The 21,069-nt window shown below is 59.4% G+C and carries 24 protein-coding genes, 2 tRNA genes and 2 pseudogenes; 10 read left to right on the forward strand and 18 right to left on the reverse strand.

What is annotated here, in order from left to right:
• Positions 1 to 7: 7 nt before the first annotated feature.
• From IZV00_RS04325 to IZV00_RS04330, 4 genes and pseudogenes are all read right to left on the reverse strand, one after another.
• A complete protein-coding gene (locus IZV00_RS04325; protein ID WP_196225939.1) occupies positions 8 to 1,354 on the reverse strand; it encodes an aromatic ring-hydroxylating oxygenase subunit alpha in 1,347 nt (448 codons plus the stop codon).
• Positions 1,351 to 1,494 (reverse strand): hypothetical protein, encoded by a 144-nt coding sequence (locus IZV00_RS21115; protein WP_230463297.1) that lies wholly within the window; start codon positions 1,492 to 1,494, stop codon positions 1,351 to 1,353. The genes IZV00_RS04325 and IZV00_RS21115 overlap by 4 nt, the downstream gene beginning before the upstream one ends.
• A 53-nt stretch (positions 1,495 to 1,547) precedes the next feature.
• Positions 1,548 to 1,637, reverse strand: a pseudogene (locus IZV00_RS21475) (IS5/IS1182 family transposase); the annotation flags it as partial.
• A gap of 32 nt (positions 1,638 to 1,669) precedes the next feature.
• Positions 1,670 to 2,263: pseudogene (locus tag IZV00_RS04330) on the reverse strand (IS3 family transposase); the annotation flags it as partial.
• Positions 2,264 to 2,272: 9 nt separating this feature from the next.
• Between IZV00_RS04330 and IZV00_RS21480 the strand changes: the two are divergent.
• The gene (locus IZV00_RS21480; RefSeq protein ID WP_443020062.1) at positions 2,273 to 2,470 is read left to right on the forward strand and encodes a hypothetical protein; all 198 of its coding nucleotides are present in this window, start codon (positions 2,273 to 2,275) and stop codon (positions 2,468 to 2,470) included.
• Between the two features lie 140 nt (positions 2,471 to 2,610).
• Here IZV00_RS21480 and IZV00_RS04335 read toward each other — a convergent pair.
• The 4 genes from IZV00_RS04335 to dapB all read right to left on the reverse strand — a co-directional run bounded on the left by IZV00_RS04335 (position 2,611) and on the right by dapB (position 4,682).
• A tRNA-Arg gene (locus IZV00_RS04335) sits at positions 2,611 to 2,687 on the reverse strand.
• A 73-nt stretch (positions 2,688 to 2,760) separates the two neighbouring features.
• Positions 2,761 to 3,147 (reverse strand): hypothetical protein, encoded by a 387-nt coding sequence (locus IZV00_RS04340; protein ID WP_196225940.1) that lies wholly within the window; start codon positions 3,145 to 3,147, stop codon positions 2,761 to 2,763.
• Positions 3,148 to 3,250: 103 nt separating this feature from the next.
• Entirely contained in the window at positions 3,251 to 3,910 is a 660-nt protein-coding gene (gene nth, locus IZV00_RS04345) for an endonuclease III (protein WP_196225941.1), read from the reverse strand.
• A gap of 7 nt (positions 3,911 to 3,917) precedes the next feature.
• On the reverse strand, positions 3,918 to 4,682 hold the full coding sequence (dapB, locus tag IZV00_RS04350; RefSeq protein ID WP_196225942.1) for a 4-hydroxy-tetrahydrodipicolinate reductase: 765 nt from the start codon (positions 4,680 to 4,682) through the stop codon (positions 3,918 to 3,920).
• A 104-nt stretch (positions 4,683 to 4,786) separates the two neighbouring features.
• Here dapB and IZV00_RS04355 point away from each other — a divergent pair, with 104 nt between their 5' ends.
• The gene (locus IZV00_RS04355; RefSeq protein WP_196225943.1) at positions 4,787 to 5,485 is read left to right on the forward strand and encodes an NAD-dependent deacylase; all 699 of its coding nucleotides are present in this window, start codon (positions 4,787 to 4,789) and stop codon (positions 5,483 to 5,485) included.
• 30 nt (positions 5,486 to 5,515) lie between these two features.
• Here the strand turns inward: IZV00_RS04355 and IZV00_RS04360 are convergent, their stop codons facing one another.
• The 3 genes from IZV00_RS04360 to IZV00_RS04370 form a co-directional block, all read right to left on the reverse strand.
• On the reverse strand, positions 5,516 to 5,911 hold the full coding sequence (locus tag IZV00_RS04360; RefSeq protein WP_196225944.1) for a DUF4880 domain-containing protein: 396 nt from the start codon (positions 5,909 to 5,911) through the stop codon (positions 5,516 to 5,518).
• On the reverse strand, positions 5,835 to 6,434 hold the full coding sequence (locus tag IZV00_RS04365; protein ID WP_196225945.1) for a sigma-70 family RNA polymerase sigma factor: 600 nt from the start codon (positions 6,432 to 6,434) through the stop codon (positions 5,835 to 5,837). The genes IZV00_RS04360 and IZV00_RS04365 overlap by 77 nt, the downstream gene beginning before the upstream one ends.
• A 140-nt stretch (positions 6,435 to 6,574) precedes the next feature.
• Positions 6,575 to 6,766, reverse strand: coding sequence for a hypothetical protein (locus IZV00_RS04370; RefSeq protein WP_196225946.1), 192 nt, complete (start codon positions 6,764 to 6,766; stop codon positions 6,575 to 6,577).
• Positions 6,767 to 6,882: 116 nt separating this feature from the next.
• Between IZV00_RS04370 and IZV00_RS04375 the strand changes: the two genes are divergently transcribed.
• The 5 genes from IZV00_RS04375 to clpX all read left to right on the forward strand — a co-directional run bounded on the left by IZV00_RS04375 (position 6,883) and on the right by clpX (position 11,913).
• Positions 6,883 to 6,967, forward strand: a tRNA-Leu gene (locus IZV00_RS04375).
• 67 nt (positions 6,968 to 7,034) lie between these two features.
• Entirely contained in the window at positions 7,035 to 8,636 is a 1,602-nt protein-coding gene (tig, locus tag IZV00_RS04380; protein ID WP_196225947.1) for a trigger factor, read from the forward strand.
• A gap of 173 nt (positions 8,637 to 8,809) precedes the next feature.
• A complete protein-coding gene (locus IZV00_RS04385; protein WP_196225948.1) occupies positions 8,810 to 9,787 on the forward strand; it encodes a glycosyltransferase family 2 protein in 978 nt (325 codons plus the stop codon).
• An 89-nt stretch (positions 9,788 to 9,876) separates the two neighbouring features.
• Positions 9,877 to 10,512, forward strand: a complete 636-nt coding sequence (clpP, locus tag IZV00_RS04390; RefSeq protein ID WP_196225949.1) for an ATP-dependent Clp endopeptidase proteolytic subunit ClpP — start codon at positions 9,877 to 9,879, stop codon at positions 10,510 to 10,512.
• A gap of 132 nt (positions 10,513 to 10,644) precedes the next feature.
• Positions 10,645 to 11,913 (forward strand): ATP-dependent Clp protease ATP-binding subunit ClpX, encoded by a 1,269-nt coding sequence (gene clpX, locus IZV00_RS04395; protein ID WP_066523548.1) that lies wholly within the window; start codon positions 10,645 to 10,647, stop codon positions 11,911 to 11,913.
• A gap of 261 nt (positions 11,914 to 12,174) precedes the next feature.
• Here the strand turns inward: clpX and mtgA are convergent, their stop codons facing one another.
• The 3 genes from mtgA to IZV00_RS04410 form a co-directional block, all read right to left on the reverse strand.
• Positions 12,175 to 12,873, reverse strand: a complete 699-nt coding sequence (gene mtgA, locus IZV00_RS04400) for a monofunctional biosynthetic peptidoglycan transglycosylase (protein WP_196225950.1) — start codon at positions 12,871 to 12,873, stop codon at positions 12,175 to 12,177.
• 140 nt (positions 12,874 to 13,013) lie between these two features.
• Positions 13,014 to 13,925: an RNA polymerase sigma factor RpoH gene (rpoH, locus tag IZV00_RS04405; protein ID WP_196225951.1), complete on the reverse strand. Its 912-nt coding sequence runs from the start codon at positions 13,923 to 13,925 to the stop codon at positions 13,014 to 13,016.
• Between the two features lie 77 nt (positions 13,926 to 14,002).
• Positions 14,003 to 14,953 (reverse strand): RluA family pseudouridine synthase, encoded by a 951-nt coding sequence (locus IZV00_RS04410; RefSeq protein ID WP_196225952.1) that lies wholly within the window; start codon positions 14,951 to 14,953, stop codon positions 14,003 to 14,005.
• A 17-nt stretch (positions 14,954 to 14,970) separates the two neighbouring features.
• Between IZV00_RS04410 and IZV00_RS04415 the strand changes: the two genes are divergently transcribed.
• Both IZV00_RS04415 and IZV00_RS04420 read left to right on the forward strand, forming a co-directional pair.
• The gene (locus IZV00_RS04415; RefSeq protein WP_196225953.1) at positions 14,971 to 15,372 is read left to right on the forward strand and encodes a Mov34/MPN/PAD-1 family protein; all 402 of its coding nucleotides are present in this window, start codon (positions 14,971 to 14,973) and stop codon (positions 15,370 to 15,372) included.
• 90 nt (positions 15,373 to 15,462) lie between these two features.
• Positions 15,463 to 16,107 (forward strand): histidine phosphotransferase family protein, encoded by a 645-nt coding sequence (locus IZV00_RS04420; RefSeq protein ID WP_196225954.1) that lies wholly within the window; start codon positions 15,463 to 15,465, stop codon positions 16,105 to 16,107.
• A gap of 26 nt (positions 16,108 to 16,133) precedes the next feature.
• Here IZV00_RS04420 and IZV00_RS04425 read toward each other — a convergent pair whose 3' ends face one another.
• The 4 genes from IZV00_RS04425 to map form a co-directional block, all read right to left on the reverse strand.
• Complete coding sequence (locus IZV00_RS04425; protein WP_230463344.1) at positions 16,134 to 16,982, reverse strand: FkbM family methyltransferase; 849 nt, start codon at positions 16,980 to 16,982, stop codon at positions 16,134 to 16,136.
• Positions 16,983 to 17,171: 189 nt separating this feature from the next.
• Positions 17,172 to 18,584 carry a type I glutamate--ammonia ligase gene (gene glnA, locus IZV00_RS04430; protein ID WP_196226501.1) on the reverse strand — a complete coding sequence of 471 codons (1,413 nt, stop codon included), beginning with the start codon at positions 18,582 to 18,584 and terminating at the stop codon, positions 17,172 to 17,174.
• A 104-nt stretch (positions 18,585 to 18,688) separates the two neighbouring features.
• Complete coding sequence (locus IZV00_RS04435) at positions 18,689 to 19,027, reverse strand: P-II family nitrogen regulator (protein ID WP_196225956.1); 339 nt, start codon at positions 19,025 to 19,027, stop codon at positions 18,689 to 18,691.
• Between the two features lie 233 nt (positions 19,028 to 19,260).
• On the reverse strand, positions 19,261 to 20,091 hold the full coding sequence (map, locus tag IZV00_RS04440; protein ID WP_196225957.1) for a type I methionyl aminopeptidase: 831 nt from the start codon (positions 20,089 to 20,091) through the stop codon (positions 19,261 to 19,263).
• Between the two features lie 78 nt (positions 20,092 to 20,169).
• Here map and IZV00_RS04445 point away from each other — a divergent pair, with 78 nt between their 5' ends.
• The gene (locus IZV00_RS04445; protein ID WP_230463298.1) at positions 20,170 to 20,943 is read left to right on the forward strand and encodes a competence/damage-inducible protein A; all 774 of its coding nucleotides are present in this window, start codon (positions 20,170 to 20,172) and stop codon (positions 20,941 to 20,943) included.
• Positions 20,944 to 21,069 lie beyond the last annotated feature (126 nt).

A 21,069-nucleotide genomic window follows, 5' to 3' on the forward strand; every position in this document is an offset into this window, starting at 1 on the left:
TGCCGGTCTATTCGTGGACACCCATCAATTTGCCGCGCCCATCAGCTTGCCGCAGCACCTCTTCGGCTTCGATGAGTTCATCGATGCGGCGGTGATAATGCGCGATCCGCTTTTCCTGACCGGCAAGGTCCGCGCCCTTCCAGCCCAGAGAATGCATGCCTTTCTGCTGCGCTTCCATAATGCCGGCATCGTCGTCCAGAATGACGCCGACGCTGCCTTCTCCGAACTTGACGTATTTGCGCTCGACATTTCCCAGTTCCTGTCCCTGGACGCCGCCCGATGCGGTCAGTTGGCGGGTAAAGAAGTCTTCCGCGCCGCTCGCGAAGAAGAAGCAGTCGAACTCCGCTTGCTCGGGATCAGCCGGATGTGGCCGCGCGCGCAGGAAAAGCATCCCGTCGGAAAAGCAGGTAAAGGTAACATTCGGGAAAACCGAATAAAGGAACGTGTCTGTCAGCTGGTCGTCGTCCATTCGATCATAATGTTTGTGCCCTCGCTTCGGCCCCAGCTTGCGCTTTTGCTGTTGGATGGCGGTACGGACGGCTAGCGGACTGTCCCTGTACTCTTCCGGATCCAGTTCCCAGGCCCGAAGATCCTTGATCAGGTAATCATCGACGACGAGCTTGCTGCCGGGCAGGTAACGGGACGGTTGGCTCCCCGGGGTGTGCAGAAGCGAGTGGCCATTGGCCAAATTTTCAATTCGCGCCTGACGATAGTCCGGCTCGTTCACATAGAGCCCTATCGGGTGGACCGTCGGAATATGGTAAGTTTCGCGGAAATTGTCCTGCAGGATCTTCCAGTTGCAGGGCATATGGATGGTGATGGCCTGATAGGCGACCATGTCCTCGAACGGATATCTCTCCAGAACGGAATAAAGCTCCCCAAGATATTCCTTCAACGGGATCGCGTCCTTGTCCATGTTGATCCACACGAAACTGGCAAAGGACTCGCAGCGTAGTTCGGCCAGACGGATTCGGCCACACGGGCTTCCTGACTGGAAATCTTCCGGGTCCTGAGCATCAATGCAGGTACCATCCAGCGACCATTTCCAACTGTGGTAATTGCATGTGAACGAGGGCATGGATCCTTCTGTGGACATGACCAGCTTGTTGCCACGATGCTGACAGATGTTGTGAAATGCCTTCACACTGGAATCTTCCTGGCGCACGACCAGGACCGACTGCTGCCCAAATTCTTCGACGATGAAATCACCAGGTTCGGGGATCTGGTCTTCACGGCAGACTACGAGCCACGATCTAGCCCAAACAGCATTCCATTCCCGCCGGGCAAAATCGTGATCGAAGTAGCGCTCGCCCGTCAGCGGATGCTGGCCTTCGACTCTTGAGTGAACATTCATTCCATTCTCTCCCGCATGACGAGCAACCTTGCCGTCAGAGCCTCTGCATCAACACTCGAACCGGACTCTTCGCGCTCCGCGGCATTTTCAATGCCGGTACGCCCGCTCATTCTGATGTCGGCATCCGATTTAAATGACATATGTCACTTTACGGAGCCCGACACTTTGACCTGAATCAAATTAAGATCAGGACTCATTGATTGAGCCAGAAGATGACGGTTGCAGCGATGCAGATGGCTGACATGAAGGTGTGAGCGCAGCGGTCGTAGCGGGTATTGAACCGCGCCGGGTTTGCCGGAGGCATAGGGTTGTGGGTCACGCTGCCATATCGATGTTGTCCGCGGCAGCATAATACTGATCCTCGGCTTCGGCAGGCGGGATGTTGCCGATCGGCTCCAGCAGTCGGCGGTGGTTGAACCAGTCGATCCATTCAAGGGTCGGGTATTCCACCGCTTCGAAGGACCGCCAGGGTCCACGGCGATGGATCACCTCCGCCTTGTAGAGGCCATTGATTGTTTCGGCCAAAGCGTTGTCGTAGCTATCGCCTACGCTGCCAACCTAAGGTTCGATTCCAGCCTCCGCGAGGCGCTTAGTGTATTTGATGGACACGTATTGCGACCCACGGTCGCTGTGATGAATGAGGCCGCCCCGATGGGTCGGCCGTCGATCGTGAAGCGCCTGTTCTAAGGCATCAAGGACGAAGCTTGCATGGGCCGTCCTGCCGGCCCGCCAGCCAACGATCCGCCGAGCATAGGTATCGATGACGAAGGCGGCATAGACGAACCCCATCCAGGTCGCGACGTAGGTGAAGTCCGACACCCACAGTATATTCGGCGCGGGCGCGGAAAACTGGCGGTTGACGTGATCAAGCGGGCATGGCGCCGCCTTGTCGCTGATCGTGGTGCGCACTCCCGCGCGATGGTGTTCATTGTCAACGGGCGTGGCAAGCCATTCACGCGCAAGGGGTTCGGCAACAAGTTCCGAGACTGGTGCGATGAGGCTGGCCTGTCAGAGTGCAGCGCGCACGGTCTGCGGAAGGCTGCTGCGCGCCGCTTCGCAGAGCCTGGATGCACCAACCAGCAGATCAAAATCGTGGACCGGCCACACAACCGATAGTGAGGTCGCGCGATACACGGCGGCAGCCGATCAGCGCACGCTTTCGGACGAGGCCGGAGAGATGTTGATGGCTAACTTTCGCAAAAGGTTAGCGAACGCGAGCGATAACCTATTGGAAAAGGACGCATAAATGCAGAGGTTGGCGCACCCAAGAGGATTCGAACCTCTGGCCTTTGCCTTCGGAGGGCAACGCTCTATCCAGCTGAGCTATGGGTGCGTGTCGCTTGGTGCGAAGCGCCGCTTAGCAAAGCGCAACTGCCGACGCCAGCACCAAAATCGCGACGCGCCGACTATTTGATCTTCTTCATGGGCTGGAACTTGCCGAGCCCGCAACTGGCACCGCGCATCAGATCAGGCGAATTATACAGAACCGTGATGATATCGACGGAGCATAGCTGCGACAGGCTTGTCTTGTACATGAAACGCTTTTCGAAACCCAGGCTTGGGCAACTGTTAGGCAGTGTGTTCCGGTACACCTTATTGCCGTTCAGAATGAAATCGATCGTCCGATCATCACGAACATCGGTCTGGCGGATCGAATTTATCTGGATGCAATCAACAGGCTTGCCAGCTGCGACCAGATTGTCCGGCCGCGTCTTGGCCGTGGCCGGGGCAATCAGGGACATGAGCGCCACGGCGACACCCAGACGAAGCGCCGGGGAAACAGGGACGAACATGATTGTCTCTCCTTATTGTCGTCACGGGTAACACGTCGTCGAACGACGCGTTCCGTCTTTGCCCTAGCACAGCTTGACTGAACCGCATGATAATGGCGGGCGTTCAGCTGATCGGCGTGGCTCCTTTGGGAGCGGGGGTCTTCGGCTTGTATCGGCAGAGGTCAGCGACGATGCAGCGCCAGCATTCCGGCCGACGCGCCTTGCACACATAGCGGCCATGAAGGATAAGCCAGTGGTGCGCATCGCGCCGGAACGGGCCGGGTACGCGCTTCTCCAGTTTCTGTTCGACCGCAAGCGGCGTCTTGCCGGGCGCGAGGCCAGTGCGATTGCCGACGCGGAAGATATGGGTATCGACGGCGAAAGTCTCATGCCCGAAGGCTGTGTTCATCACTACATTTGCCGTTTTTCTGCCCACCCCCGGCAGCGTCGTGAGTATGTCACGATCCTGCGGGACTTCGCCGCCAAAATCGCGCACCAATATTTCGGACAGGGCAATGACATTCTTCGCCTTGGCATTGAACAGGCCGATCGTCTTGATGTGCTGCTTCAAGCCCTCTTCGCCAAGCTCCACCATCTCGGCGGGCGTTTCCACCTGCTTGAAAAGCGCGCGCGTGGCCTTGTTGACGCCGACGTCGGTCGCCTGTGCGGACAGCACGACCGCGACCAGAAGCTGATAGTCGTTGCCATATTCCAGCTCCGTTCGCGGCGCCGGATTGGCCTCCGCGAGACGGCTGAAGAAGTCGAAGATCTGCGCCTTGTTCATCGCAGGATCAAAGGCCAAGCACTGCCTTCATGTCATAACGCCCAGCAGGCTGGCCGATCAGCCAGGCCGCGCCCTTCACGGCGCCGCGTGCGAAGATGACGCGGCTCTCCGCGCGATGGCTGAGTTCAATGCGCTCGCCATCGGTGGCGAAGATCACCTGATGGTCACCCGCAACCGACCCGCCCCGCAGTGCCGCAAACCCGATCGCGCCCTGCGCTCGCGCGCCGGTAATGCCGTCGCGGCCCCTTTCGCTCTTGCTGGAAAGCTCGATGGCTCGGCCACGTGCCGCTGCCTCACCCAGCAGAAGCGCGGTGCCCGACGGCGCATCAACCTTATGCCGATGATGCATCTCGACGATTTCGATATCCCAATCATCCCCGAGCCGGGCGGCAGCCTGCTCGACCAAGGCCGATAAGAGGTTTACGCCCAGGGAGGTGTTGCCCGTCTGGAGCACGGGGATCAACCGGGCGGCCTCATCGATCAGATTGTGATGAACCTGCTCCAGTCCGGTGGTGCCGATGAGGATCGGCTTCCTGGCCGCAACGCACGCATCAAGATGGGAGGAAAGCGCAGCCGGAACCGAAAAGTCGATCAGAACGTCACTCAGTTCGGCCAGTGCGAGCGGATCGGACGTGATCGCGAGTCCCGGCAGAAGCTCTCCACTGCCTTCGCGATCGGTACCACCACTGATGTTCAGCCCTGCTTCGATCGCGACCTGGGCGATCGTGCGTCCCATTCGGCCCGCTGCTCCAAAAAGTCCGATCTTCGTCATGATGGTGCTTGTCCCCGGAAATCCGCCCGTCCGATGCCAGAATGACCCAGCCTTGTCATCTGGAAGATGTAGCTTTTGGATTGAGCAGCAGACATGATGACAAGATGGACGACATCTTCAACATCGTCATTCTGACTGGGGCCGGAATTTCCGCCGAAAGCGGCCTCGCGACATTTCGAGGGCCTGATGGCCTGTGGGAAGGCCATCATGTGGAAGATGTCTGCACGCCAGAGGCGCTGGAGCGCAATGCCGCACTTGTGCATCGCTTCTATGATGAACGGCGCGCGAAGCTGCATGAAGTGGAGGCCAATGCGGCGCATCAGGCTTTGGCAGCGTTGGACGCGCAATGGCCAGGCGAGCTGCTCATCGTCACGCAGAATGTCGATGATCTTCACGAAAGGGCGGGTGCTTGTCGCCTGATACACATGCACGGCGAACTTCGATCGGCCTTCTGCGCGGCTTGTGGCAAGGCGGGGCCCTGGTTTGATTCCTTGCCTCCGGGCGCGCCGTGCGGAGCGTGCCGCAGTGCGAGCTTGCGTCCGGACATCCTGTTCTTCGGTGAAATGCCGTACCAGACGGATGTTATCGATGCGGCGCTCCGCCGGGCCGACCTATTCGTGTCGATCGGCACCTCCGGCGCGGTCTATCCGGCCGCAGGTTTTGTCCAGACGGCCCGGCATGCAGGCGCCCGAACGTTGGAGTTGAATCTGGAGCCCTCGGCGGGCAGATTCTATTTCGAGGAAACTCGCATCGGTCTCGCCAGCGATCTCGTGCCTGATCTGGTACGGGAATTACTGGCCTAGATTCCGCCAGTGATGCCTCGGCACCACTCATCAAGCGGAGCGAAGGGGCATCTCTCCGATTCGCATTTCCTGATGATCGGCGTTGTCGACCGTGCGAACCGAGAAGATGGCGGCGATGATGAACAGGATTACCGCAACTCCAGCCGCGATCATGATACTGCGCGACAAGCGGCGCTGCGGTTCGCTAGCGATGTGCGCGGTAGTCGGCAAATCGTTGTCCGCCGTCGCGCTCTTCAGCACTTCAGCGGATTCCCATGCCGCCTCCGCCCTTGCGTAAGCTATTGCGTGCTGCGGGTCCGCCTCGATCCACGCGGAAAGTTCCGCCTCATCCTGAGCAGTCGGGTCCGTATTAGCCCTTGCCAGCAGACGCGCGGCTTCCGCCTCGATTTCGCTCCTGTAGTTTGATCCTGCTCCCGACGTTTGCACGTTCGAAATCCGTTTCCTCACGTTCCGACCATGCCCGCATAACTATCGCAATGGCTTTGGCCAGATGTTTTTCAACTGTAGAAACGGACAAGGACATTTCTGCCGCTATTTCGATCATCGATCTTTCATGGATACGGCGTAGGACAAATACCCTCCGGCATTGCGGCGGAAGCGTTTCGACGATCGCTTCGATCTGCCGCAGGGCTTCGCGAGCATGAAGTTGAGCCTCGACACTGTTTTCGGTTTGCAGCAGTTCCAGGTCAGCGATCGTTTCAAAGCTGACCACCTTGTTGCGGCGGGCATTGTCGATGATCAGATTGCGGGCGATCGTGAACAGATAGGCGCGGCCTGTCGTCACATTGTTCCAATTTTCTGTGGCATAAGCACGGGCCATGACCTCGGCGACGATGTCGTCAAGTTCCAGGAACGAAGGCAAAATCCTCCGGAGCCGACCCCGAAGCGCGGCTTCCTGTGGTAATATAACTGCCTTGAACCAGTCTAATTTGGCGCGAACCCGATGCACGATGACCCCCTTGATGTCAGCCGCGCCTCTCCCGCTTTTCTTCTATCTGTCATGGTTCAATCATGCTTGCAGGGGCCTGTCCAGCACAGGAGAGGGAGAAAATTTCTCGCTACTGCAAGAATATGACGCCACCGATACACTCAATCCGGCGGCAATTCCGGGATGGACCGATCCGGCTGGTCAAAATCGGGCCGTGTCGGCACGAACTCGGGCGGTTCGCCCGCTGGAGTTTCATCCGGGGTAGAGGGGGGAGGCGACTCCGGGGGTGACTGCGGCTGAATCGTGTCGGGCGGCGGGACGCCGATCGGTTCCGGATCAGGCTGAGTGGCCATATTTCTCTCCTTCGCAAACGTTACGCCTGGAGCCCTGCGTGAGTTCCGGGCAAGTTATCCACAATTGCTTGCCTCCCCGGATGCTTTTCTCTATGCCGCGCCGACCGGCGGCCGATGCGGGCGTGGCGAAACTGGTAGACGCGCCAGATTTAGGTTCTGGTATCGCAAGATGTGGGGGTTCGAGTCCCTTCGCCCGCACCAGTGCGCCCGGCTTGTATCATGTCAGGCGCCACCTGAATTCAGCTGAAGAAAGCGTTTGAGAGAAGAGATGCAGACTGTCGAGACGTTGAACGAGGGCCTGAAGCGCGCCTACACCGTGACCATCACGTCGAAGGACATCGACGCCCGCGTGGAAAAGGAAGTGGCGGCGATCGCACCGCAGGTTCGTATGCCCGGCTTCCGCCCCGGCAAGGTGCCTGCCAACCTCGTCAAGAAAATGCATGGTGAATCGCTTCAGCGCGATGCCCTTAACAATTCGATCCAGGAAGGCATTCAGAAGCTGATCGCGGACAATAAGCTGCGTCCGGCGATGCAGCCTTCCGTGGAGCTGGATGAAGGCTTTGAATTCGGCAAGGACGCCGAGGTGAAGGTCGCGCTGGAAGTGCTTCCTGAAATCGCCGCGCCCAGCATCGAAGGTCTGAAGCTGGAGCGTCTGACCGTCGAAGTCGCTGATTCGCAGGTTGATGAAGCCGCTGGCCGCATCGCGACCCAGCAGGGCGCGCTGGAAGAGCATGCCGCTTCGCACAAGGCGAAGGACGGCGACACGCTGACCATCGACTTCGTCGGCAAGATCGACGGCGAACCCTTTGAAGGCGGTTCGGCCGAAGATGTGAAGCTGAAGATCGGCTCGGGCCAGTTCATCCCCGGCTTCGAAGAGCAGCTGACCGGCGTCAAGAAGGGCGACGAAAAGACCATCACCGTCCCCTTCCCGGAAGATTATGGCGCTGCGCATCTTGCTGGCAAGGAAGCCACCTTCGACATCACGGTCAAGGCAATCCTGAACGCCGACAAGCCCAAGCTGGACGATGATTTCGCCAAGTCGCTGGGTCTGGAAGGCCTCGACAAGCTCAAGGAGCTGCTGAAGGGCCAGATCGAGCAGGAACATAACGGCCTTACCCGCACGCACATGAAGCGCAAGCTGCTCGATCAGCTTGCCGCTGCCCATGATTTCGACGTCCCGCCGAGCATGGTGGAAGCCGAGTTCGAACAGATCTGGGCGCAGCTTCAGCACGAAGCCAGCCATGAGGCGGACCCGGAAGCTGCTCTGAAGGAAATGGAAGCCGAGAAGGAGGACTATCGCGCGATCGCCGTTCGCCGCGTGCGCCTTGGCCTCCTGCTGTCCGAAATCGGTCAGGCAAATGGCGTGACGGTTTCCGATCAGGAAATGAACCGCCTGATCATGCAGGCCGCTCAGCAGTACGGCCCGCAGGATCGTGAACGGTTCGTCCAATATGTCCGCCAGGACCCGATGGCCGCCGCTCAGCTCCGTGCGCCGCTCTATGAAGACAAGGTCGTAGACTTCCTGTTCGGCAGGGCCGAAGTCACCGATCGCGCTGTCAGCCGCGAAGAGCTGGAAGCAGCGATCGAAGCAGAAGATGGCGATCTGAAGCCGCATGTCCACGGCCCGGGTTGCGGCCATGATCATCACGATCATGACGAAAAGCCCAAGGCGAAGAAGGCTGCTCCCAAGAAGAAGGCTGCGGACGCTGACGAAGCCGCGCCTGTGGCTGAAGAAGCTCCGGCGAAAAAGGCTCCGGCCAAGAAGGCTGCCGCCAAGAAGGACGAGGCCGTGGCTGAAGAAGCTGCCGCTGAGGAGAAGCCAAAGGCCAAGAAGGCTCCGGCCAAGAAGGCTGCTGCCAAGGCTGAATAAGGATTGGGGTTGCCTGGCTCAGCGTCGATGCGAGCCGGGGCCACTGCCAAAACATGAAAAGCGTCCGTCTCCAGAGGGAAGACGGGCGCTTTTCATTTAGCACTCGGCATGGCAGACGAAATGTTAATCCCGGCACGTCATGCCGCGATAAGTTCGGGTGAGGTTTGGGGCAGATGAAGGAATTTCCGGCAGTGGCAAGCGGGCAGGGGGCGGCAGGTCCGCGCATTGCCGTAATCCTGCCCTGCTATAATGAAGCTGGTGCGATCGCGAAGACGGTGCAGGATTTCCGCCGCGCGCTGCCGACCGCCGACATCTACGTCTTCGATAATAACAGCAGCGACGGTAGCGCTGAACTCGCCGTTGGAGCTGGCGCGATCGTTCGCCGCGTGACGCAGCAGGGCAAGGGCCATGTCGTGCGCCGCATGTTCGCCGATGTGGATGCTGACATCTACGTCATGGCCGACGGTGATGCGACCTATGATGCCGCCGCCGCGCCCAGCCTCGTGGCCGCCATGTTGGAAGATAATCTCGACATGGTCGTTGGCGCGCGCAAAAGCGAGGTGGAAGAAGCCTATCGCCGCGGTCATCGCTTTGGGAACTGGGCGCTCACCAGCCTGCTCAAGCAGCTTTTTGGCCGCAGCTTCACCGATATATTGTCGGGCTATCGCGTATTTTCCCGCCGCTTCGTCAAGAGCTTCCCCGTCCTGTCCGCAGGTTTCGAAATCGAAACGGAAATCAGCGTTCATGCGCTGGAACTGGCGATGCCCGTTTCCGAAATCATGACTGCCTATGGCGCCCGGCTGGAAGGTTCGGTCAGCAAGCTCTCGACCTATCGCGACGGCTGGCGCATCCTGCGAACGATCTTCACGCTCTACCGGATCGAAAAGCCGATTCTTTTCTTCGGCATCATCGCCGCGTTGCTGGCAGCAGCCGCCGTCATTCTGGCGATGCCGTTGATCCTTACCTATCTCGATACCGGGCTTGTGCCACGCTTTCCAACCGCGATCCTCGTGACGGGGCTGATGATACTTGCTACCCTATCGGTCATGTGTGGGCTGATCCTTGACACCGTGGTGCGCGGACGTCGGGAAGTGCGGCGCCTTGCTTATCTGACATTCCGTGCGCCTTCCGATTTTGAACCGCGCCGCTGAACTCGCGACCGGCGATCACAGGACCCCTTGAACCTGCCCGCTTTTGTGCCGATGTAGAGAGCGGGCAAAAATCACCCTGAAAGAGCAAAATGACCAATATCATGTCTGATCCCATGGCCGCGCTTGTTCCTATCGTCATCGAACAATCCAATCGCGGCGAACGCAGTTTTGACATTTTCTCCCGCCTGCTGCGTGAACGGATCATCTTCGTGACCGGTCAGGTTGAGGATCATATGGCCTCGCTCATCGTCGCCCAGCTCCTGTTCCTCGAGTCGGAAAATCCGAAGAAGGACATCTGGATGTACATCAATTCCCCCGGCGGCGTGGTGACGGCGGGCATGGCGATCCATGACACGATGAAATATATCCGCCCCCAAGTCGGCACCGTCTGCATCGGTCAGGCAGCATCCATGGGCAGCTTCCTTCTGGCAGCGGGTGAACCGGGCAAGCGCATCGCGCTTTCCAATGCACGGATCATGGTGCATCAGCCGTCCGGCGGCGCCCAGGGCATGGCTTCGGACATTGAAATCCAGGCGAAGGAAATCCTCCGGATTCGCCGCCGTCTCAATGACCTGTATGTGCAATACACCGGCAGGTCGCTGGACGAGGTTGAGCGCGCGATGGACCGCGATACCTTCCTTGAGGCCGATGAGGCGAAGGCGTTCGGGCTGGTGGACGAAGTATTTGATCGCCGTCCCGCTGCACCCGAAACGACTGACAGCTAACATGGATCTTAATCGCGCGCGCCGTTTTCTCCCCTTGTGAAATCGGCGTGACGCGGTCTAGGATGATCCTAGGACCAGAATATCCCTCGCCGTCGCGGCTTTTCGCTTGGGGCAGGGAGGAAAGATTGGCGAATGACTAAGCTTACAGGCTCCGATTCCAAAAGCACGCTTTACTGCTCCTTCTGCGGCAAGTCGCAGCATGAGGTGCGTAAGCTGATCGCGGGGCCGACCGTCTTCATCTGCGACGAGTGCGTGGAACTGTGCAACGACATCATCCGCGAGGAGACCAAGGGCGGTCTCGTCGGCAAGAAGGATGGCGGTGTGCCCACCCCGCAGGAAATCTGCGATGTGCTGGACGATTATGTGATCGGCCAGAATCGGGCGAAGCGTGTCCTGTCCGTCGCCGTCCACAACCATTACAAGCGCCTGAACCACGGCACGAAGCCGGGTGAGGTCGAACTGGCCAAATCGAACATCCTGCTGGTCGGGCCGACTGGCTGCGGCAAAACGCTGCTCGCCCAAACGCTGGCCAAGACGTTCGACGTGCCCTTCACCATGGCCGACGCCACGACTCTGACCGAGGCGGGCTATGTCGGTGAGGATGTCGAAAATATCATCCTCAAGCTGCTCCAGGCCTCGGACTATAATGTCGAGAAGGCGCAGCGCGGCATCGTCTATATCGACGAAATCGACAAGATCAGCCGCAAGGCTGAAAACCCCTCGATCACCCGCGACGTGTCGGGCGAGGGCGTGCAGCAGGCATTGCTGAAGCTGATGGAAGGCACGACCGCTTCGGTTCCCCCGCAGGGCGGCCGCAAGCATCCGCAGCAGGAGTTCCTTCAAGTCGACACGACCAACATCCTGTTCATCTGCGGCGGCGCCTTTGCCGGGCTGGAGCGGATCATTGGCGACCGTCTGGAAGCCAAGTCGATCGGCTTCGGTGCCCATGTCGCGGCCCCCGAAGAGCGCAAGACCGGCGAACTGCTGCGTCAGTCTGAGCCGGAAGATCTGCTGAAATTCGGCCTGATCCCAGAGTTCGTCGGCCGCCTGCCGGTGATCGCGACGCTGGAGGATCTGGACGTCACTGCGCTGGTCAAGATCTTGGTCGAGCCGAAGAACGCGCTGGTGAAGCAATATGGCAAATTGTTCGACATGGAAAATGTCGAACTGAGCTTCACCGACGATGCGCTGACAGCAATCGCCAAGAAGGCGATCGAGCGGAAGACCGGCGCGCGCGGCTTGCGGTCGATCCTGGAATCGATCCTGCTCGATACGATGTTCGATCTGCCGTCGATGGAAGGCGTGGGCGAAGTCGTCGTCGATAAGGATGTCGTGGCTGGAACCAAGGAACCGATCCGGGTCTTCAGCGAAAAGGACAAACGCGCCGAAGACGCTGCCTGATTTTGGTATTCTGAGCGTTCAAAATCCCGCTGGATAACTCCAGCGGGATTTTTTGTCGCGTTGGGAATAGGGCGGCTTTCCGACCAAAATCAGACGTTCCCCTCCCGCAGGCGGGAGGGGCTAGGGGTGGGCGCGAGCGGAGCGAGCTTCCGGGCAAGCCTTGGAATGAACTTCACTAAAGTTGCGCTAGCCCACCCCCTAACCCCCTCCCGCCTGCGGGAGGGGGAATGTCCGAAATCCACCCAAACTCGACACCCTCAGTCACTGAACGCAACTATCCAAACCATCCCGCTGCACCACCCCGATCCGGCTCGTGATGCTGTTGCCATATCGCCGGGTAAAGCCTCGCGGCGCAATCGCGCCCCTCTTCTTGGGCAACGGCAATACGGCAGCAATCCGCGCCGCTTCCGCGCGCGTCAGCTTGCCTGCGCCATGACGGAAATAGCGCATGGCACCAGCCTGCACGCCATAAGTCCCAATCCCCGTCTCTGCGACGTTCAGATACACCTCCATGATCCGCCGCTTGCCCCAAATCGCCTCGATCAAGACAGTAAACCAGGCTTCAAACCCCTTGCGGATGAAGCCGCCACCTTGAAACAGGAACACATTCTTCGCGGTCTGCTGGCTGATAGTCGATCCGCCACGAATCCTTCCGCCACTGGCATTGTGGCGCAGCGCTTGCGCGATCGCGACCGCGTCGAAACCATGATGACTGCAAAAGCGGCTGTCTTCGCCTGCGATGGCCGCGCGTGCCATGTTCGGATCGATATCGTCCAGACCCACCCAATCTTTGGTGATGCCATTCGGATCAGTCAGCATCGTCAACGTCACAGGGGGCGGTACGAAGCGATAGAGCAGCACCAACAGCAATGAGAGCGCCACAAAGCCGCCCAATATCCGGATGACGAAGCCGGCCCAACGGAAGCGGCGGCGAGACGAAGCGGCAATGGTGGAACTCATTTGCTCGTTCGTAGCGCGATCCGTCGAGCATTCAAGCTGGCACGCACCGCCGAGCCAATCCGCCATAAATCGGTCGCTGCTAACGGTCGCAAAAAAAGCCCCGGATCACTCCGGGGCTTCCTATCTCACTGCAATCAGGGTCAGGCCAGCGCCAGCCGCATCTTGCCCAGCCTGTCGCCAGCAATCCGCATCATGGCCTTTTGCAGCTTCTCAAAGGCGCGCACCTCGATCTGGCGAACACGCTCGCGCGACACGCCATAAACCTGGCTCAGTTCTTCCAGCGTCTTGGGCTCTTCGGCCAGACGCCGCTCGGCAAGGATATGCTTTTCACGATCGTTTAGATCATCCATCGCCTCGACCAGCATATCATGACGCAGCGTCTTTTCCTGCTCATCCGCGACCAGCTCGTCCTGCAACGGGTCGGTGTCAGCGAGCCAATCCTGCCATTGCCCTTCGCCATCCTCGCGCATCGGGACGTTGAGCGACGTGTCGCCGCCCATCGCCATACGACGGTTCATGGAGACCACGTCTTCCTCGGTCACGCCCAGGTCGGTAGCGATCTTCTTGACGTCGTCGGGATGCAGATCGCCATCCTCGAACGCTTCGATGTTGTTCTTCATCCGGCGAAGGTTGAAGAACAGCTTCTTTTGCGCTGCGGTCGTGCCCATCTTCACCAGCGACCAGCTGCGAAGAATGAATTCCTGGATCGACGCGCGAATCCACCACATGGCGTAAGTGGCCAGGCGGAAACCGCGTTCCGGCTCAAACTTCTTCACGCCCTGCATCAGGCCGATATTGCCTTCGCTGATCAGCTCGCTGACCGGCAGGCCATAGCCGCGATAACCCATGGCGATCTTCGCCACCAAACGTAGATGGGACGTCACCAGTTGCGCCGCTGCCTCTGGATCCTGATGTTCCGCGTAACGCTTGGCGAGCATGTATTCCTGCTCAGGCGTCAGCAGCGGAAACTTGCGGATTTCCGACAGATAGCGGTTGAGGCTGGCTTCACCGCCCAGCGCTGGAACCGCGGGGACATTGCTTTTTGCAGCCATGTCGCTTCACCTTTCCCTTTCGTGCGCGGCGGGACCCAGAAGAGGCGTCCGATGCACCGTCGCAAACTTGTCAAAACCTATACGTGGAGCTCGCTTAACAGTTCCTGCATATCGGTAGGCAGTGCGCTGTCAAAGCTGAGTTTTTGCCCCGTCACCGGATGTATGAACCCCAGCTGTTTCGCGTGCAATGCCTGCCTTCTGAAACGCATCGTTTCCAGTATCGTTTTGAAACCTTTTCTCTCTCTACTGTAAACCGGGTCTCCGATCAAGGGGTGACCCAAATGCGCCATGTGAACACGCACCTGATGGGTCCGTCCAGTTTCCAGCCTGCATTCCACCAATGCGGCGCCGGGCAGGCGTTCGATCGTGCGGTAATGGGTGACAGCATGCTTGCCACGTCCTTCGCGATGAACCGCCATTTTCTTGCGATCCGAATCCGATCTTCCGATCCATGTGTCGATCGTTCCGGCCGCAGGTTGAGGATGCCCGTAGACGATCGCCGCATATAGCCGGTCGATGCTGTGCGCCTTGAACTGCTGTGCCAGCCCTTCATGCGCCCGGTCCGACTTCGCGACGACCAGAAGGCCGGACGTATCTTTGTCGATCCGATGAACGATACCGGGCCGAGCCACGCCGCCGATGCCGGACAATTGTCCGCGGCAATGATGGAGCAGGGCATTGACCAACGTCCCGTCCAGATTGCCAGCTGCCGGGTGGACCACCAGACCCGCTGGCTTGTCGACGACGATCAGGTCGGCATCCTCATGCACGATGGTCAGCGGAATATCCTGAGCGATCGCTTCGGCATCGGCGGGGGCTGGAACGCTGATCGTAAAAGTCTGACCATCGGCCACCTTCATCGACGGGCTCAGCGTTCGTCCCGCGAGTGTCACTTGACCATCGACGATCAGGCTCTTCAATCGTTCGCGTGAAAGTTCCGGAACCAGTTCGGCAAGCGCCTTGTCCAGGCGAAGGCCATGCTGCGCTTCGCCTATCGTCGTCTCGATGATAGAATCCCCCGAACCCATTGGTTAAGCATGTAAGAATGATGGTTCGCATTTCAAGATTGCTGCTGGAACAGATCATGTCTCACGCGGGGAGCAGCACTGACGAAGTCTGCGGGTTGTTGCTGGGGCATTCCGGCTGCATCACGCAAGCGCGCCCGGCAGCAAATGTCGCGCCTGATCCGGCTAGGCATTTCGAACTTGACCCTGCGGCGCTCCTTGCCGCCCACAAGGCCGCGAGAGCGGATGGGCCAGCCGTGATGGGTCATTACCACTCGCACCCTGGCGGTTGCCCTGAACCATCCGCCACCGACGCGGCCTGCGCGGCCCCCGACGGCAGCCTGTGGCTTATCATAGGTCATGGGAAGGCGCGGCTTTGGATCGCGAGCATGGGGCGGTCGGAAAAGGTGACATTTTCCGAGGCAATGCTCGACATCATGTGAGGCAAAGGCGGCAGGCCGGGGTTGCATCATCTGGCCCGGCAGCGCATTAGCCTGTCATTCCTTCCAGTTATTCCGGCGGCAGAACCCTTCATGACCAACCCGACCGACAGCATCGAATTTGCCAGCTTGCTTTGTTCGCGCCTGTGCCATGATCTGTTGAGCCCGGTTGGTGCCCTTAACAACGGCCTGGAGCTGATGGCGGATGAAACCGACCCCGAAATGCGCCAGCGCTGCCTCGATCTTCTAGCCGACAGCGCGAAAACTTCAGCCAACAAGTTGAAATTCTTCCGGCTTGCCTTCGGGTCGGCGGGCGGCTTCGGTGACGCGGTGCCCACGCACGAAGCCCGCGTGGCGATCGAGGGCATGTTCGCGGCGGGCCGGGTAAAGGTTGGCTGGCTTGTCGATGACGACATGCTGGACAAGCTGCCCGTCAAGGTGTTGCTGAACCTCGCCCTCATCGCGGGCGACGCACTGGTGCGCGGTGGCCAACTGGACATCGGCGCCGAAAAGCGGCCTGGCGTGACGGAAATCGTGGTCCGTGCCGAAGGTCCCAAGCTGGTGCTGGACCCCGATCTTCGCGCTGCTCTAGCAGGAACGCTCCCGGAAGACAGCCTCGCGTCCCGCACAGCGGCCGCGTGGATGATCCGCAGCCTGGTGACGAGCGCGGGAGGGGAGGTCGCGCTATCCCCCGCCGGAGAGCCTGTGCTGCTCTTCGGGGCCTCTATCCCCGGATGAAGTTGTCCTGATCCGGCGCCGCCTGTTCAGGTGCGGATACTTCCCGACTGTTCTTCGGGTATGAAGAAACGGTTCGGCCCCTGATCGGCATCCGGGCCAAAGGGCTTCAGGCGATTATCGAACGCCTTGTAACCCGCTGCCGCCATCAGGCGCATCACGGCGTCTTCCTGATTGGTGACTTCCACCATCAATTTGGGCCGGTCGCGGGCCAGGCATTCGGTCATGCCGCTCAATGCCATCAGTTCCGCTCCCTCGATATCGATTTTCAGGAAGTCGGGCCTGATCATCCTTGACGCCACGAAGCTGTCGATGGTGGTCACGTTCACTTGCATCTGGTTGTAATGCTGGTTTGCAAAGGCGTTCTGGTTATTCTTTTCCAGATTGTCATAATCCTGGATCAGGGACGAGTTCTGACCCGACAGATTTTCGACGTAGAAAGACGCCTGCCCTACGGTATCCCCGACAGCTTCCGGGATGATTTCCACCTGCGGGAATGATGCCACGTTGGCGGTCAGGTAGCGGAGATTGTCGCGGCTGGGCTCAAAGACGAAGACCTTGCCCTCACGACCGGTCAACTTCGCCAGATAGATGCTGATATATCCGATGTGGGCGCCAGCTTCGATCACGGTGTCGCCGGGCTGGACGAGCCGCGCAAGGCTGGACATCACACCACTTTCGCGCCCCCGGCCGTGATACCAGTAGCCGCGGTGACGAAACAGATTCAGGCGCAGTTTCGCGCCGTCGACCCAATGATGAGAGATGGTTATGTCTCGGGACGCGAGCCGCGGCAGGATAGCGAAAGCCGCTCGCCGCAAGAAGCGATGGCGATGCAGGCCCATGGATCTAAGCGTGGGGATACCCGCCGACGGTTGCATGTTGGTCACGGCTTGCCTCCATTTTGGGTACGTTGATATCCCACATGGACGGCGCGGCAATCATCAATGAAGGCTTACTCATCATGGCTATCAGGTTGCGCAAATGTTTCTGATTTTGCTGGCCCTGCCCAAAGAAAAAGCCCGGCCACTTGCGTGACCGAGCTTCTTTCTTGACGGCAACCTGAAAAATCAGGCGCTGTAGTACATGTCGAATTCGACCGGCGAGGGAGCCATTTCCCAGCGGTACACTTCGGGCCACTTCAGCTCGATATAGGCTTCGATCTGGTCTTTGGTGAACACGTCGCCCTTCAGCAGGAACTCATAATCAGCTTCCAGGCTGTTCAGCGCTTCACGCAGCGAACCGCAGACGGTCGGCACCTGGCTCAGCTCTTCCGGCGGCAGGTCATAGAGGTTCTTGTCCATCGCGGAACCCGGATGGATCTTGTTCTCGATGCCGTCCAGACCAGCCATCAGCAGCGCTGCGTAGCAGAGGTAGGGGTTCGCCATCGCGTCGGGGAAGCGGAATTCCACGCGCTTTGCCTTCGAACCGGCACCATAAGGAATGCGGCAGGAGGCCGAGCGGTTGCGGGCCGAATAGGCCAGCAGAACGGGCGCTTCGAAGCCCGGCACCAGGCGCTTGTAGCTGTTGGTGGTCGGGTTGGTGAAGGCGTTCAGGGCCTTCGCGTGCTTGATGACGCCGCCGATGAAGTAGAGGCACATATCGCTCAGACCGGCATAGCCTTCACCCGCGAACAGCGGCTTGCCGCTGTCCCAGATCGACATGTGGGTGTGCATGCCCGAACCATTGTCGGCCGCGATCGGCTTCGGCATGAAGGTCGCGGTCTTGCCATAAGCCTGGGCAACCATCTGCACCACATACTTGTAAATCTGCATGCGGTCGGCGGTCTGCACCAGCGTGCCGAACGTCAGGCCGAGTTCGTGCTGGGCAGCGGCCACTTCATGGTGGTGCTTGTCGCAGGGCAGGCCCATTTCGAGCATGGTGGTGACCATCTCGGCGCGGATGTCGGTGGCCGGATCGACCGGAGCGACGGGGAAGTAGCCGCCCTTGGCGCGCGGACGGTGGGCAAGGTTGCCGCCCTCATATTCGCGGCCGGTGTTGGTCGGCAGTTCGATGTCGTCGATCTTGTAGAAGGACTCGTTATAGTCGTTGTTGAAGCGGACATCGTCGAACATGAAGAATTCGGCTTCCGGACCGACATAGACGGTGTCGCCGAAACCAGCCGACTTGACGAAGGCTTCCGCGCGCTTGGCGGTCGAACGGGGGTCACGGGCGTAGAGTTCGCCAGTGTCGGGCTCGACGATGTCGCAGAACAGGATCAGCATCGGGGTGGCGCTGAAGGGATCGACATAGACGGCGTCGAGGTCGGGCTTCAGGATCATGTCCGACTCGTTAATCGCCTTCCAGCCTTCGATCGACGATCCGTCGAACATCAGGCCTTCGTTCAGCTCATCTTCGCCCAGGACCGAAGACACCATGGTCAGGTGCTGCCACTTGCCCTTGGGATCGGTGAAGCGCAGATCGACCCACTCGATCTCCTTCTCTTCGATCATCTTCAGGATGTCTTTTGGCGTGTTGGCCATGTGCGCTTGCCCTTCTTTCATGATTACCCCCCCGAAGGGGTAGTGGATGTTTACAGTTCGTCAGCTCCTTTACGAAGCTGACGCGAAATCAAAATTGGTGGAGATCAAATAGCGTCGCTGTCCCGCTCGCCGGTGCGGATGCGAACCGCGCCTTCGATCGCCGAGATGAAAATCTTCCCGTCGCCGATGCGCCCGGTTTGCGCGGCGGCGGAGATCGCCTCCACCACGCGGTCTGCCAAGGCGTCGTCCACGACCACCTCCAGCTTCACCTTGGGCAGGAAATCGACGACATATTCAGCGCCACGATACAGTTCGGTATGGCCCTTCTGACGGCCAAAGCCCTTGGCCTCCGTAACCGTGATGCCGGACACGCCCACTTCGTGCAGCGCTTCCTTCACCTCGTCGAGCTTGAACGGCTTGATGATCGCCTCGATCTTTTTCATCACTCTAATCCCAACTCAAACGCGCGCGCGATGGCGAAGTGATCTTCGCCCTCATTATTCAAAAGCGACGATCTCCATGCCCCCGCGACATGCGCCGTGCCTTCCAACAATCAATTACCGTGCCAAACGGCGAATCGCTACGCCACGCTTTCGGCGATGCCGCAATCTTTGTCCATATTGCCTGATTTCAGGGCAATATTGTCCTACCGTGCCTGATTTTTAGGCAATGTCATTTAACTCAGATATGGCGGTGCATCGAGGCCCGCCGGACTCTTCGTGAAAATCTCGCAGCCAGTTTCGGTAATCCCGATGCTATGTTCAAATTGCGCGGACAGCGTGCGATCGCGCGTGACGGCGGTCCATCCGTCTTCCAGCATCTTCACGCCGGGCTTGCCGATGTTGATCATCGGTTCGATGGTGAAGAACATGCCGGGGCGCAGTTCCGGCCCAGCGCCCGGTCGGCCGATATGGACGACTTCGGGACTGTCGTGAAAAACGCGGCCCAGACCATGGCCGCAAAAATCGCGGACCACGCCATAGCGATGCTTTTCGGCGTGCTTCTGAATAGCATGGCCGATGTCGCCTAGATGGTTGCCGGGCTTTGCCTGCTCGATGCCCAGCATCAGGCATTCATAGGTCACTTCTACCAGTCGCCGTGCCTTGATGCTGGTCTCACCGACAATAAACATCCGGCTCGTATCGCCGTGCCACCCATCGACCAGCGGCGTCACATCGATATTCAGGATATCGCCATCCTTCAGCTTCATGTCGCCCGGGATGCCATGGCAAATGACATTGTTGAGCGAGATGCAGCAGCTGTGCGTATAGCCACGATAGCCAAGGGTAGCGGGCACGCCGCCGCCGTCGAGCGTCATGCGCCGAACGATGTCGTCCAGTTCGCCCGTGGTCACGCCCGGAACCACATGAGGCACCAGCGCATCAAGGATTTCGGCAGCCAGCCGTCCAGCCTTGCGCATGCCTTCGAAACCAGCGGCGTCATACAATTTGATCGCGGTCGATCGCGAAATCGGCGCATCGGCCGTCATCGTCATATATTCGGTCATGCCCCGGTTATAGGCAGAGCAGAGCGATATTGCGAGGCCCCGATCGCGTCGGGCTAGGCATCCGGTTCGTCAGAGGCTATGGCCAGCCTCATGCCCGTAACCGAACGTATCTGGACCGCCGCGCTGATCGTGATCGGAGACGAGATTCTGTCCGGCCGAACCCAGGACAAGAATATCGCCCAGATCGCTTCCTGGCTGAATGTACAGGGGATCAGGCTGCGGGAAGTACGCGTGATCGCGGACGACAGCGACTCCATCGTTGAAGCGGTAAACGCGCTTCGGGTGCGTCACGACTATCTGTTCACCACCGGAGGCATCGGGCCGACACACGACGACATCACTGTCGATGCGATCGCCCGCGCCCTTGAGGTCGATGTCGAAATTCATCCGCAGGCCCGCGCCATGCTTCAGGGCTATTATGAAACACGCGGCGGGCTGACCGACGCCCGGTTGCGCATGGCCAGGGTGCCTGCCGGTTCCGACCTTATCGAAAACCGGATGTCAGGCGCGCCTGGCATTCGACATGGCAACATCTTCATCATGGCGGGCGTGCCGCACATCACGGCTGGGATGCTCGACATGCTGACCGGCACGTTGGAGGGCGGGCAGCCCTTGCTATCGGCGCAGATTGGCTGCTGGGTCGCGGAAAGCGAAATAGCCGACCTTCTCGCCGCGACAGAGCGCACGCATGAAGGCTGCCAGATCGGCAGCTATCCCTTTTTCCGGGAAGGCCGGACGGGGGCAAACTTCGTTATCCGCTCAACCCGGGCCGCAGCGCTGGAACAGTGCATTGCCGATTTGAGTGCTCGACTGGAGGAAGGCGGCTGGCCGGTCGTGGCTGGCGGCATTTAACAGGGTTCCTACCAGCAACCGGCTGGTTCCACGCCCATATGTGTCTGCTTAGCGGCAGGTTGCGTTGCATCAACCTGGGCCGAGACGCTATGCTGCGCTGCGTCAACAGCTGGCTGGTTCCAGCTT

Origin of the sequence: Sphingobium sp. Cam5-1, from assembly GCF_015693305.1 — a bacterium.
Lineage (GTDB): Bacteria > Pseudomonadota > Alphaproteobacteria > Sphingomonadales > Sphingomonadaceae > Sphingobium.